We start from the raw sequence: 12,969 nt of genomic DNA on the forward strand, positions 1-12,969 counted from the left end.
ATGGCAGGTCCCGGTACGGCTGCTCCTGCTACGGCTGCCCCAGGAGTTGCTGCCCAATCCGCCTGGACAGTCTGGGAGCTTGAGGCTTTCGTCACGGTAACCGACGGCGAAAAACTCGCCGCAGCCGGGGAGATTGCCCGTTCCGTTGTTGCCGCCGTGGATTTAGCCTGCAGCCGCTTCCGTGACGATTCCGAACTGACAGTGCTCCAGCCCCGGATGGCGCGGGGCGTCAGTATCAGCCCTATGTTCCGGCTGCTCCTGGAGCGCGCCCTGGACGCCGCCCGGATGACCGGCGGCGACGTCGACCCCACCCTCGGAGCAGATCTGGCCGCACTGGGGCATGGCCCGGGACCGCAGGCCACTCCGGGGCTCACCAGCCTGCCGGTACCGCCGCAGGCTGCATCTTCCCCGCCGTCATCTCCCCGGCCTGCACCCGCCCCGCGCGTTCCAGGCTGGTCCCGCCTGCGGCTTGACTCGAGGATGCTCACCCTGCCGGCCGATCTCCACCTGGACCTGGGAGCATCAGCAAAGGCTGTGGCCGCCGATCTCGCCGCGGACGCGGTGCACCAGCAGCTTGGGTGCGGCGTGCTTGTGGGCCTGGGGGGAGACCTGGCAAGCGCGGGGCCGGGGCCGCTGGAGGGTGGAAAGCCGGGCCACTGGCAGGTCATGGTGCAGGACCTTCCTTCCGACCCTGCCCAGCAGATTTCCCTGGCTCCCGGGTTTGCCCTGGCCACCTCCAGCACGCAAAAGCGCCGCTGGAGGCACCAGGGAACCCAGGTCCACCACATCCTTGATCCCCGCTTTGGCCTGCCTGCCGACGCGGTCTGGCGCTCAGTGAGCGTGGCGGCGCCCACCTGCCTGGAAGCGAACGCGTACAGCACGGCGGCCATTGTCCGTGGCTTCGCCGCCCTGGAATGGTTTCGGAGCGAAGGCATTTCCGCCCGGCTCGTGGACAGCCGCGGCCGGGTCGCAACCACCGGTGGCTGGCCCGCCGAAAGCTACAGCCCTCCCGCAGGTTCCTCCGCAAACTCCAGTCCCGGGGGTGCCGGCCATGGATGAGGCAATGTGGGCATTTGGCCGGGTAAGCGGCTTCGTGTCCCTGGCACTGTTCACCGGGTCCGTGCTGCTGGGGATCCTGAACCGGTCCGGCCGGCCGCTGATGGTACTGCCACGGTTCTCCATCAGCCTCCTGCACGGGAACATAGCCTTGCTGGCCACGATTTTCCTGGGGCTGCACGTGGGATCCCTGCTCCTTGACTCCTTTGCCAAGCTGAATCCGGTGGACATCGTGGTGCCGTTCCTTGGCTCCTTTCAGCCCTTCTGGCAGGGGCTGGGAACGGTGGCCCTGGACCTTGTCCTGGCAGTGGTAGTGACCGGGCTGCTGCGGCATCGGATTGGGCAGCGCAGCTTCAAGGCCGTGCACTGGCTCAGCTACGGCGTCTGGCCGGTGGCCATGGCGCACGCCCTGGGAAACGGCACCGACGTCTCCAGCGGTTGGTTCCTCCTGCTGGCCGCGTCATCCGCGGTGGCCGTTGCCGCGGCCCTGCTGTGGCGGCTGAGCCCCTCCTTCCTCGAAACCTCCCATGCCAGGCAAGGAAACCTGCCGTGAGCCAAGCCAATGACACGTACCCGCCGGTGCCCCTGCAACCGGCGCAGGACACGACGCGGCAGGAACCGCGGCTCCTGGCCGCAGGCGCTGACGCAGGCTGGGAGCAGCACGTTGGCACCTTCGGGTCCTCGGAACCGCACACAGCCGGACCGGGCCTGCTGGAGGCGCTGGCGGAAGCCGGACTCACCGGCCGGGGCGGAGCCGCTTTCGAAACCTGGCGCAAGGCCACAGCCGCTGCCGGGTCCGTCAGGAAGGGATTGTTCCCGGCACGGCCGGTGGTGATCGCCAACGGCGCCGAGGGCGAACCGCTCAGCTTCAAGGACCGGACACTCCTTACGCACGCGCCCCATCTGGTCATCGACGGGCTGATTGCCCTGGCCGCAGCCCTGGGCGGCGCAGAGATGTACGTGTACGCGCCGGCGGCCGGCCTGCCCCACGTGCAGCGGGCCGTCGGCGAACGCCCCCGGGGCAAACGGATCAGGGTGGTTCAGGCCCCCGAAACGTTCATCTCCGGTGAGTCCAGCGCCGTCGTCAATATGATCGCGAACGGCAGCGCCGTCCCCACTGACCAGCGCCGCCGCCTCAGCGAGTCGGGCCTCAACGGCCGCCCCACCCTGGTGGTGAATGTCGAAACCCTCGCCCAGGTTGCCCTGATAGCCCGTTATGGTGCGCAGTGGTTCCGCCAGGCCGGGACCGGGACGGACCCGGGCACCCGGCTGGTGTCTGTTTCCGGCCCAGCCCCGGTACGGGATGTGGTGCTGGAGGTGCCCGGCGGCGCACCCCTTTCCGCGGTCCTGCGGGAAGCGGGAATGGACCCTGCCGCCTTGTCCGCGGTCCTGGTGGGCGGCTACCACGGGCGGTGGGTGCGCCCCGCGGGGCACACGCTCTCACCCGTGGGACCGCCCAGCCGGGTGGTGCGGCCCGGCGCAGGCGTGATCCATGCCCTGGATCTGCAGGCCTGCGGCATCCAGGCGACGGCCCGGATAGTCAGCTACCTTGCCGGCCAGTCGGCCAGGCAGTGCGGACCCTGCATGTTCGGCCTTCCGGCCATGGCGTCCGTCCTCAACCGGATCGCCGGAGGGGAAGCGAATCCCCGCCTTGCCTCCGAGCTGGACCGCCTGGGCAGGCTGGTCTCCGGGCGCGGTGCGTGCAGGCACCCGGAAGGGACCACCGGACTGGTCAGCAGCGCCCTGGAGGTCTTCGCGGCCGACTTCCGTGCCCACGTTTCCGGATACTGCACGGGTCCGGGAGGCGCAGCGGCATGAAGACACACCTGCACATCGACTGGACCAGCTGCGACGGCCGCGGCCTGTGCGCCGAACTGCTTCCCGGGGTGCTGGACCGGGACGACTGGGGGTACCCGGTGGCGCGCGGGAAGGTGGGCCGCGAACGGACGGACGTCCCGCTGCGCGATGCCGACCGGGAAGCCGCACGGGAAGCGGTCTTCCTCTGCCCCAGGCTGGCCCTCAGCCTGCTGGACGGGAAGGCACCGGAAACCGGGAAGCAGGTGCCCGGGCAGTGAAGCCGCGCCGGTGACACTAGGATTGCTGTGTGGCTGGGCTGATTAAACGTGAAGATATTGACGAAGTACGCCAGCGCACGGATATCAAGGAAGTGGTTGACGGCTACGTCACGCTCAAGGGCGCCGGGCTGGGAACCTTCAAGGGCCTGTGCCCCTTCCACGACGAGCGCTCGCCGTCCTTCACCGTCCGTCCCCAGGTAGGCCGCTACCACTGCTTCGGCTGCGGCGAGGACGGGGATGTCATCGCCTTCGTCCAAAAGCAGGACCACAGCTCCTTCCAGGAAGCAGTGGAAAAGCTCGCATCCCGGATCGGCTACGAGCTCCGCTACGAAGACGGCGGAACCGGCCCTAACCGGGAGGAAGTAGGCCGCCGCCAGCGGCTGCTGGACGCACACAAGATTGCGGACGAATTCTTCCGCGCCCAAATGCTCACGCCCGGAGCCGCGGAGGCCCGCAACTTCCTGTTCGGCCGGGGCTTCGACCGGGCAGCCGCGGAGCACTTCGGTTGCGGCTACGCCCCCCAAGGGTGGGACGGTCTCCTGAAGCACCTTCGCGGCCGCGGCTTCACAGACGCCGAGCTCAAGCTCACCGGGATGTTCAGCGAAGGAAACCGGGGCATCTACGACCGTTTCCGCGGCCGCCTCATTTGGCCCATCAAAGACATGGCCGGCGACACCATCGGCTTCGGCGCGCGCCGGCTCTATGAGGATGACCAGGGCCCCAAGTACCTCAACACCCCCGAAACCACGCTCTACAAGAAGTCCCAGGTCCTCTACGGCATCGACCTGGCCAAGCGCAGCATCGCCAAGGACCGGCAGTTGGTGGTGGTGGAGGGCTACACCGACGTCATGGCCTGCCACCTTGCAGGAATTACGACGGCGGTAGCCACCTGCGGAACGGCGTTTGGCACCGAACACATCAAGATCGCGCGCCGGCTCCTGTCCGACGACGGCACCGGGGGAGAAGTGGTGTTCACCTTCGACGGCGACGCCGCCGGGCAGAAGGCGGCCCTGCGGGCCTTCGAAGAGGACCAGCGGTTCACCGCCCAGACGTACGTGGCCGTGGAACCCACCGGCGCCGACCCGTGCGACCTCCGGCTCAGCCGGGGGGATGAGGCGGTGCACGCCCTGATCCAGTCCCGGCGGCCGCTGTTCGAGTTTGCCATCCGCAGCACGCTGAAGCAGTTCAACCTGGACACTGTCGAAGGCCGCGTCCAGGGCCTCAAGGCCTCCGTGCCGGTGGTGGCGGCCATCCGCGACGCTTCCACCCGGACCGGCTACTGCCAGGCGCTGACCGGCTGGCTGGGCATGCCGGACCCCAACGAGGTCCTGCGCCTGGTCACCGCAGAAGTGAAGAACGCCGCAAAACGCGGTGAACCGGGACGGTCACCGGCCCCGGGCCAGCAGCAGCCAAACGGCCCCGCCCGCCCAGCCCCCGCCCAACCCGGCGGCCCCGGCGTAGCTGCCGGGCCGTCGTCGGGCGTTGTTCCCTCCTTCCACCGCCCGGACCCGCGCGATCCTGTGGCTTCCATGGAGCGTCAGGCGCTGGAAGTGGCGCTGCAGCAGCCCTCCCTGCTGGCGGGCGGAGTCTGGGACCGCTTCGCCGCCGCCCGGTTCGCCATCCCCGCCTTCCAGGCCGTCCATGACGCAATGCGTGCCACGGGCCCCGGCCTCACTGTCGATCCGGTGGGCTGGGTGGAGCACGTAATGAATGAGGTCCCGGAACCCCTGCGGCCGCTGGTGTCCGAGCTCGCCGTGGTGCCGCTGCCGGCCCACACAGAAGAAGCGGTGCTGAAGTACTGCCGCGACATCCTGTCCCGGCTTTTCGAACTCCAGATCACCCGGGTCAAGGCGGACAAAATGGGCCAGCTGCAGCGCCTGGACGCGGCGGCGGACCCGGAGACCTACCAGCGGCTCAACCGCGAACTGATGATGCTGGAAATGGAACGCCGGGCACTGCGGGCGGAGTCGTAGGCAGGGCCTGGTCCCCATGCCCGGAGGTGGGCCAGGTCACGGCAGTCCGATTTCGTGTCCGCGGCAAGTGTTTGCTAGGCTAATACCCGCCTCATTCCTCCTTAGCTCAATTGGCAGAGCATTCGACTGTTAATCGAAGGGTTGCTGGTTCAAGTCCAGCAGGAGGAGCTTCCAATCCCCGTTCCGGCTTCCGGAACGGGGATTTTTGCTTCCGGGCAGGGCGTCTGGGCCCGGAAAACCGCCGATTTCCCTTGGGCCGGAAACCTTTGCTAATGTCATACCTGCTTCATTCCTCCTTAGCTCAATTGGCAGAGCATTCGACTGTTAATCGAAGGGTTGCTGGTTCAAGTCCAGCAGGAGGAGCGCTACGAAAAATCCCCGTTCCTCCGGCTGGAGGAGCGGGGATTTTTTCTTTCGCGGGCCGCAGCGGGTTAGACGAAATCCATTTCCACTTGCAGGAACCTTTCCGCTTCGGCAATGGCGGCCTGGAAAGCTTCATGCTCCGTGGGCGACTTCCGCGGTTCGCGCGGGCTCCATTCGTGCGGCGCGGAGTGGATCCGCACAAAGCCGGCGTCCGGGGGAGCGTAGAAAATCCCGAACCGCTGCACCGGCCATTCGGGCGAGGTTTCCGGCGCCACCAGCAGGGCCGCATTGAACGCGGGATTGAACCATTGGGCGATGGGCCGGCGCCGGTCCTCCGTGAACAACCCTGCCGCATACAGGGCCGCCGACTGTTGCCCCGCCTGCGCGCACAGCCGCTCCCACCACAGTGGCAGAATCCGGGCGTCGCACCGTTGCCATGTGGCCGGAAGTGGCGGTTGGTTCTGCCAGTTGGGCACGGCATCATTTTATCGCGGGAGGGGGCCGGACGGCAGGGAAAGCCGCACCCCGCCGGAACATCGATCCGGTCAGGTTGTTCAGCGGCGGCCGCGGGAGCGTGGCTTCCTTGTGCCAGGGTTCACCCGGTACAGGAGCGCGGCGCCAGCCAGCGTCCCCAGGATGATGCCCCAGGCGGGGTTGCCCAGGGCGCGGCCGGCGAAATAGCCAATGACGGCGCCAAGCACCGCCCCGAGGAAGAGTCCCCTTCCGTTGCGGTGCGGTCTGCGGCTCATTGCCTGCCTTTCGAGTATGGCCGGGTGGTGGATTGCCCGCGCCCAGCAGATCGGGGGTACGGCCTAGTGGATCGAGGGTACCGTGCGCGGTCGGACCACCAGCCACAGTGCTGCGATCGCCAGCAGGATGCAGGCCGCCTGCACTGCTCCCATGGGCGCGGCGCTGGTGATGCCAAGCCAACCCACCACGGGGGAGATGAGCCCGGCCATGAGGAATGTCGCCGCTCCCAGCAGCGAGGCTGCCGTTCCGGCCTGGGCTGCGTGTCCGGCCAGGGCCAGCACCTGGACGCAGGGGAACATGAAGCCTGTGCCCATAATGTAGAACCACAGCGGGACCATGACGCCCCACAGCCCCAGGCCCGCCCGGTCGAAGACCACGATCAGCAAGGCCATGAGGAACATCCAGGCCGTGGCGCCGGCCAGGATCCACTGCGGCGGGACAATCCTGATGAGCCGGGAACTGGTCTGCACGCCGGCCACGATGCCCAGGGAATTGATGCCAAAGAGCAGCCCGTACTGCTGTGCGGAGAAGCCGAACACGTCCTGGAAAAGGAAGGGCGACGCTGAGAGATAGGTGAAGAGGCCGCCGAAGTTGAAGCCCGCCACCATCAGCAGCCCCACGAAGATCCGATCGCTGAACAGTGTCCTGTAGCGTTGCCGGATGGTCATTCCGCTCCGGCCCCGCTTCTCCGGCGGAAGCGTTTCACGCACCAGGAGCAGCGCGGCCACGATCACCAAAGTCCCGTAGGCAGCCAGGAACACGAAGATGCCCGGCCATGGCATCACCAGGAGCAGCTGTGAGCCGATGACGGGGGCAAGGATGGGTGCCAGCCCGTTGACCAGGGACATCCGGGAGAACATCCGCACCATGGCGTAGCCGGAAAACAGGTCACGCACCATGGCCATCGCCACCACGCCGCCGCCGGCCGCGCCAACCCCCATCAGCACACGGAAGATGCCCAGGGTGGTGATGTCCGAGGACAAAGCGGCGCCCAGGGATGCTGCGATGTGCACGGCCGTGGCCAGGATCAGGGGAGTGCGCCGGCCGAACTTGTCGCTGAAGGGGCCCACAACCAGTTGCCCGAATGCGAAACCGACCGTGGTGCCTGCCAGGGTGAGCTGGACCTGGGCCTCGGTCACCCCCAGGCTTGCCTCCAGCGCCGGAAAGGCGGGCAGGTAGAGGTCGATGGTGAATGGACCGAGGGCCGTCAAGGCGCCCAGGAGGAGGATGTACAGGAGCTTCCGGCGACGGCTCAGCAGGTCGCCCGGATTGGGGGGATTGGTCACGGAGAACAATCCTAGGCCGGGTCGAGGCGGTTTTTGCATCGTTGTAGGCCGCGCCGTCCGGCAAGCCCCCAAGTTCGCCCTGAACCTGAATGGTAGTTTTGGTGGCGTGGACTGTGCGGCTGCACATCTCCGCAGCAAACGGATGCAGTATCGACCCATGAACCAGTAAGGCGGAACCGATGAGCGGACGTCACAGCGGGCGTACCAGCCCGGGATTGCGCATCACTGCGCTGCCCGGGACGGCAAGACTCCTTTTCCGGTTGGCCCCCCGCCAGCTCAACGACGAGATCGCCTTCGCCAAGATTGAACTCAAACGCAAGGGAATTCAGGTGGGGGTGGCGGCGGCCTTCTTCGCCGTGGCGCTTCTGTTCCTTGCGTTCCTGGTGGTTGGCCTGATCGTTGCCGCCATCATGGGGCTGGCCACCATCATGCCCGCCTGGCTGGCAGCCCTCCTGGTCTCAGCGGCATTCCTGCTGATAGCCCTCATCGGCGGCCTGGTTGGCCTCGCGAGGTTCAAGAAGGCCATGCCGCTGATGCCGGAGGAAACCATCCGCGGCATCAGGCACGATATCGGGATTGCCCGCGAGGGTTCTGCCTTCAACCCGGCCATCCTTGATCCGGCGAGCCCTGAGGCCAAGGCTGCGAAGGCTGCGAAGGCCGAAGCAGCGGCAAAGGCCAAGGCGGAGAAGGAAGCCAAGGCCGCCCGGGACGATCAGGAGTTCCCGCACGCGTCCGAACCTGAGCTGGTGCGCCGGCTGAGCCAGCGCCGCCACCACCTCACAGAGGTACGCGACGAACTTGGTACGGAGCTGGATGTGAAGACCCAGGCCCGGTACGTGCTGGCGGCCGCCCAGGTCAAGGCGCGCGAGGGCCAGGTGCTGGCGCAGCGCGGCGTGGACGCGGCCGGACAGAGGCTTGCGGCCATCTCCGGATCCGCTGACCTGTCCAGGCGCTGGAAGCCGCTGACGGCCTTTGTTGCCGCCGGGACGGTCCTGGTGGTCCTCCTGCGCCGGCTCCTGCGCTCCAACTAGGCTCTGTCCGGTGGCAGCGTTCCGGCGCGCATCCCTTGGGCGGACGTGGTTCCGGCCAAAGAAGGCATAACCGAAAGACCGCGCTGCGGCACAGCAGGAAGGAGAGGGGGACGGGTGAAGTTCATTGGTGCAGGCGCCCGCCCCGGCCGTCCGCAGGTGGACCATGACCGCGTGGCCACTATTCCCAACCTGCTCACCGTGGTGCGGTTCATGGGTGTTCCGCTCTTCATCTGGCTTGTCCTGGGCCAAAAGGAATACGGGGCCGGAGTGGTCGTCCTTGCGGTCATGGCGGGGACGGACTGGATTGACGGCTATATCGCCCGCCGGTTCGACCAAGCCTCCAAGCTTGGCCGGGTCCTTGACCCTCTTGCAGACCGCCTTGCCCTGCTGGCGGTGGCGTTCACCCTGCTGATTGCCGGCGTCGTGCATTGGGCGTACCTGGCTGCGCTGGTGGTACCCGATGCCGTCCTGCTGGTATTGACGCTCTCTCTCTTCCACGGCCACCCGGACCTTCCGGTCAGCGTGGTGGGCAAGGTGCGGACCGGGCTGCTGCTGCTGGGCACGCCGCTGCTGGTCCTCTCCCGCCTGGACACCGGGTTCTCCGGCCAACTCTTCGCCGCGGCCTGGGTGGTGCTGGGCCTGGGCCTTGTTGGCCACTGGATTGCTGCCTACAACTACTTTTGGGCCATGCTGCGCAAGGGCCGGGAACAGAAACAGCACGACGGCGGGAACGACTGATGGTGTGGCTTGCCGTGGGCCTGGCGGTACTTGGCGCCTTCTGCCTGGCTTTGGGGGCCCAGCGCCAGGGCAGCGCCGTCAAAGCCGATACCGGCGGCCTGGCCCTGAGCTCCAACGGCTTCCTGCGCCTCCTGCGCAATCCCCGCTGGATGCTCGGACTCCTGCTGCTGTGCACCGGCATGGCCATGAACGCCGTCGCCCTGGTCTCCGCACCACTGACGGTGATCCAGCCCATCGGCGCCATTGCCCTGGTGATCACCACGGTGGTCAACGCCCGGGACCAGGACCTGACCATCAACCGCGCCACGGCCGTGTCCATTGGCGCCTGCGTCACCGGATCGGCGCTCTTCGTCCTCCTGGCGGTCAACGTGACCCAGGAAAACCACCATGTCAGCCCGGAGGACGAGCTCACCATCGTGCTGCTGCTGGCCCTGGCCGTGGGGCTGTTCGGCACGCTGGCTGTCACGTTCAAGCACCGGATGAACGCGTTCATCTACATCCTCGGCGCCGGCATCCTGTTCGGCTTCGTGGCAGTCCTCACCCGGATCATCGGCAAGCACCTCCTGGATCCGAATGGGCTCTTCCTGCTTAACGTCCAGTGGTATTCCGTGGTGGCCATCATCGCGGCCGGGGGCCTGGGGTCCTGGTTCGTGCAGAACGCGTACTCCACCGGGCCGCCGGACCTGGTGATTGCCGGACTCACCGTGGTGGACCCCATGGTGGGCATTGCCATCGGCGTCATCATCCTGGGCGAACTGCGCCCCGATGTGCATGCAGTTATGGCCATTGCGATGGGAACGGCTGCCTGCCTTGCTATCGTTGGGGTTATCGCCCTTTCCCGGCACCACCCGGAGGTCACCAAGCGCAGGAAGGATGCGCGGAAGGCTTCCGGAAGGCCGTCGCACTAGTACATTCCCGTCCGAATCCAGCAATTCCACGAAGCCCGGCGCCCCTGCGCCAGCGGCCAACCGTGCTGTCAGTTCCACGCTGTCCGCACCGTGACCATCAGGAGCACTCCCCATGACCACGCCAGCCGACCAGCGTCCCCTGACCATCCTGATCGCGGCGGACACCTATCCGCCGGATGTCAACGGCGCTGCCCAGTTTGGGTACCGTCTGGCCAAGGGAATGACTGCCCGGGGCCATAACGTCCATGTCCTGGCGTCCCGCGACAGCAAGGGAAAGAGCTTCACGGAGTTTCGCGAGGAAGCAACCGTGCACCGGCTCCGCTCGCACAGGGCGTTCACGCACGAGAGCTTCCGCCTCTGCTTCCCCTGGGAAATCAAGAAGGAAATCAGCCTGCTCTTCGACCGGGTGAAGCCTGACGTGGTGCACATCCAGAGCCACTACATGATCGGCGAACACGTACTTTATGAGGCCGTAAAGCGCGGAGTGCGCATCGTGGCCACCAACCACTTCATGCCCGAAAACCTTAACCCCTTCCTGCCGTTCCCGCAGTGGTTCAAGGACATCATTGGGCGGATCTCCTGGAAGGACATGGGCAAGGTCATGGGCCAGGCGGACGTGGTGACCACCCCCACACCCCTGGCGGCCAGGGCCATGCACGAACACGCTTTCCTGCGGAAGGTGCTCCCGCTGTCCAACGGCATCGACTCCGCTGCCTATGAGCTGAAGCCCGGCGAGCACATCGAGCCGCATGCCCACCCCACAGTGCTGTTCGCCGGACGCCTGGCGGAGGAAAAGCATGTGGACGTGCTCGTCGAGGCCATCGGCAAAACGCCGCCCGAGCTGAACGTGCACCTGGAGATCGTGGGCGGCGGCGAAGTGCGCTCCGCCCTGGAGGACCTCGTCCGGCGGCTTGGACTCACCAACCGGGTCAAGTTCCTGGGCCTTGCCAGCGATGATGAACTGCGTACCGCCTACATCCGGGCCGACCTGTTCTGCATGCCCGGAACCGCGGAACTGCAGTCCCTTGTGACCCTGGAAGCGATGTCCGCCTCCACTCCTGTGGTCCTGGCCGACGCCATGGCGCTCCCGCACTTGGTGCGCGACGGCGCAAACGGCTACCTTTTCACGCCCAACGACAGCGATGACCTCGCCAAGAAGATCACCCAGGTCCTGGAACTGCCGAAGGACGAACAGCGCGCCATGGGCCGGGCAAGCCGGCAGATGGTGGAACCGCACAGCATCCAGGGAACGCTGCAGACCTTCGAGGACCTGTACCGCGGCGCCTCTTACGAGGACAAAGTGGTCTGAACCCTTTCCCGGGTTTGCTAGAGTGTTTTTGCCCTGCCGGAGCGTGGCTGTTTGAACACGTGCCCCGGGGCTTGGGGCTATAGCTCAGCTGGTTAGAGCGCGGGACTCATAATCCTAAGGTCCTCGGTTCAAGTCCGAGTAGCCCTACCGACAACCGCGGCCGACGATCTTCGTTGGCCGCGGTTTTCTTGGTTAACCCCGCACCCTGCGGTATGTTACTGACCAGTAACATACCGTGCTCCGCTCCGCGGCATGGTCAGCGCTGATTCACAAAGAAGGTAACCATGGCCACCTCCGCAGCCGAATTCCAAGAGCTTCCCTACGCCGACGGCGACTTCTTCGCCTTTGAGCAGCTTCTCTCCGGCAAGGAGCGGGACCGGCTCGCAGAAGTCCGGGAGTTCCTGGCGCGCGAGGTCAAGCCCATTGCGGTGGACTGCTGGAACCGCGGGGAGTTCCCCATGGACCTGGTGCCGAAGCTCGCCGGCCTGGACCTGGTCAGCCCGGTGCGGCGGCAGGGGTACTCCAACCTCTTCGCAGGCATGCTGCACGCCGAGGCCACCCGCGCCGACGCCTCCATCGCCACCTTCCTGGGCGTGCACGACGGGCTTTTCACCGGCTCCATTGAGTTGCTGGCATCCCAGGAGCAGAAGGACGAGTGGCTCCCCGATATCTACGCGCTCAAGAAGATCGGCGCTTTTGGCCTGACCGAGCCGCTGGGCGGCAGCGACGTTGCCGGCGGAACACGCACCACGGCGCGCAGGGACGGGGCTAACTGGATCCTCAACGGCGCAAAGCGATGGATCGGCAACGCCACGTTCTCTGACTGGGTGGTGGTGTACGCACGCGACGTGGCCGACAACCAGGTCAAGGGCTTCATGGTGGACACCAGCCTGGCCGGGTTCAGCGCTACAAAGATCGAGAACAAGATCTCCCTGCGCACCGTCCAGAATGCCGACATCGTCCTGGCGGACGTTGTGGTCCCGGACCACTTCAAGCTCGCTAACGCCAACAGCTTCCGCGACGTCAATAAGGTGCTCAAGGTCACCCGCCTGTCTGTTGCATGGCAGGCTGTCGGGCTCCAGATGGCCGCCTTCGATGTTGCCCGCCGCTATGCCGTGGACCGCCAACAGTTCGGCCGCCCGCTGGCGTCCTTCCAGCTCATCCAGGACCAGTTGGTCCGGATCCTGGGCAACACAGTCAGCTCCATGGGCATGATGGTCCGGCTCTCGCAGTTGGAGGACGAAGGCGTGGCCAAGGATGAACAGTCCGCGCTGGCAAAGGCCTTCGCCACCGATCGCATGAGGGAGAGCGTGGCGCTGGGCCGCAGCATCCTGGGCGGAAACGGCATCGTGACCGACTATGGGATGGCCAAGATCTTCGCCGACGCCGAAGCCATCTACTCCTACGAGGGCACCGCCGAGATCAACACCTTGGTGACGGGCCGGGCCATCACTGGCATATCGGCCATCGTCTAAGCGCC

13 protein-coding genes and 3 tRNA genes are annotated in these 12,969 nt (G+C 66.4%); 13 read left to right on the forward strand and 3 right to left on the reverse strand.

The window, feature by feature from the left end:
* The 7 genes from J7I84_RS04195 to J7I84_RS04225 all read left to right on the forward strand — a co-directional run bounded on the left by J7I84_RS04195 (position 1) and on the right by J7I84_RS04225 (position 5,467).
* Positions 1-1,059, forward strand: coding sequence for an FAD:protein FMN transferase (locus J7I84_RS04195; RefSeq protein WP_214940966.1), 1,059 nt, complete (start codon positions 1-3; stop codon positions 1,057-1,059).
* The gene (locus tag J7I84_RS04200; RefSeq protein ID WP_251046021.1) at positions 1,052-1,609 is read left to right on the forward strand and encodes a ferric reductase-like transmembrane domain-containing protein; all 558 of its coding nucleotides are present in this window, start codon (positions 1,052-1,054) and stop codon (positions 1,607-1,609) included. The genes J7I84_RS04195 and J7I84_RS04200 overlap by 8 nt, the downstream gene beginning before the upstream one ends.
* Positions 1,606-2,874, forward strand: a complete 1,269-nt coding sequence (locus J7I84_RS04205) for an NADH-ubiquinone oxidoreductase-F iron-sulfur binding region domain-containing protein (protein WP_311381058.1) — start codon at positions 1,606-1,608, stop codon at positions 2,872-2,874. The genes J7I84_RS04200 and J7I84_RS04205 overlap by 4 nt, the downstream gene beginning before the upstream one ends.
* Positions 2,871-3,131, forward strand: coding sequence for a ferredoxin (locus tag J7I84_RS04210; RefSeq protein WP_214940969.1), 261 nt, complete (start codon positions 2,871-2,873; stop codon positions 3,129-3,131). Before J7I84_RS04205 ends, J7I84_RS04210 begins: the two co-directional genes overlap by 4 nt.
* A gap of 29 nt (positions 3,132-3,160) precedes the next feature.
* On the forward strand, positions 3,161-5,104 hold the full coding sequence (gene dnaG / locus J7I84_RS04215) for a DNA primase (RefSeq protein WP_214940972.1): 1,944 nt from the start codon (positions 3,161-3,163) through the stop codon (positions 5,102-5,104).
* Between the two features lie 95 nt (positions 5,105-5,199).
* Positions 5,200-5,272 (forward strand) — tRNA-Asn (locus J7I84_RS04220).
* A 122-nt stretch (positions 5,273-5,394) separates the two neighbouring features.
* A tRNA-Asn gene (locus tag J7I84_RS04225) sits at positions 5,395-5,467 on the forward strand.
* Positions 5,468-5,535: 68 nt separating this feature from the next.
* On the opposite strand, the gene J7I84_RS04230 is transcribed toward J7I84_RS04225, so the two are convergent.
* From J7I84_RS04230 to J7I84_RS04240, 3 genes are all read right to left on the reverse strand, one after another.
* Entirely contained in the window at positions 5,536-5,943 is a 408-nt protein-coding gene (locus J7I84_RS04230; RefSeq protein WP_214940975.1) for a hypothetical protein, read from the reverse strand.
* 78 nt (positions 5,944-6,021) lie between these two features.
* Positions 6,022-6,216, reverse strand: a complete 195-nt coding sequence (locus tag J7I84_RS04235; protein ID WP_214940978.1) for a complement resistance protein TraT — start codon at positions 6,214-6,216, stop codon at positions 6,022-6,024.
* Between the two features lie 63 nt (positions 6,217-6,279).
* Positions 6,280-7,503, reverse strand: a complete 1,224-nt coding sequence (locus J7I84_RS04240) for a multidrug effflux MFS transporter (protein ID WP_311381059.1) — start codon at positions 7,501-7,503, stop codon at positions 6,280-6,282.
* A 179-nt stretch (positions 7,504-7,682) separates the two neighbouring features.
* On the opposite strand from J7I84_RS04240, the gene J7I84_RS04245 reads away from it, so the two are divergent.
* The 6 genes from J7I84_RS04245 (at position 7,683) to J7I84_RS04270 (ending at position 12,964) form a co-directional block, all read left to right on the forward strand.
* Positions 7,683-8,534: a phage holin family protein gene (locus tag J7I84_RS04245; RefSeq protein WP_214940983.1), complete on the forward strand. Its 852-nt coding sequence runs from the start codon at positions 7,683-7,685 to the stop codon at positions 8,532-8,534.
* 114 nt (positions 8,535-8,648) lie between these two features.
* Positions 8,649-9,272, forward strand: a complete 624-nt coding sequence (locus J7I84_RS04250; protein WP_214940986.1) for a CDP-alcohol phosphatidyltransferase family protein — start codon at positions 8,649-8,651, stop codon at positions 9,270-9,272.
* Positions 9,272-10,180, forward strand: coding sequence for a DMT family transporter (locus J7I84_RS04255; RefSeq protein ID WP_214940989.1), 909 nt, complete (start codon positions 9,272-9,274; stop codon positions 10,178-10,180). Before J7I84_RS04250 ends, J7I84_RS04255 begins: the two co-directional genes overlap by 1 nt.
* 112 nt (positions 10,181-10,292) lie before the next feature.
* A complete protein-coding gene (locus J7I84_RS04260; RefSeq protein ID WP_214940992.1) occupies positions 10,293-11,489 on the forward strand; it encodes a glycosyltransferase in 1,197 nt (398 codons plus the stop codon).
* Between the two features lie 73 nt (positions 11,490-11,562).
* Positions 11,563-11,636, forward strand: a tRNA-Ile gene (locus J7I84_RS04265).
* 137 nt (positions 11,637-11,773) lie between these two features.
* Positions 11,774-12,964 (forward strand): acyl-CoA dehydrogenase family protein, encoded by a 1,191-nt coding sequence (locus J7I84_RS04270; RefSeq protein ID WP_214940995.1) that lies wholly within the window; start codon positions 11,774-11,776, stop codon positions 12,962-12,964.
* The last annotated feature ends 5 nt before the right edge of the window (positions 12,965-12,969 follow it).

Origin of the sequence: Arthrobacter sp. ISL-85 (assembly GCF_018613675.1) — a bacterium.
Taxonomy (GTDB): Bacteria; Actinomycetota; Actinomycetes; order Actinomycetales; family Micrococcaceae; genus Arthrobacter.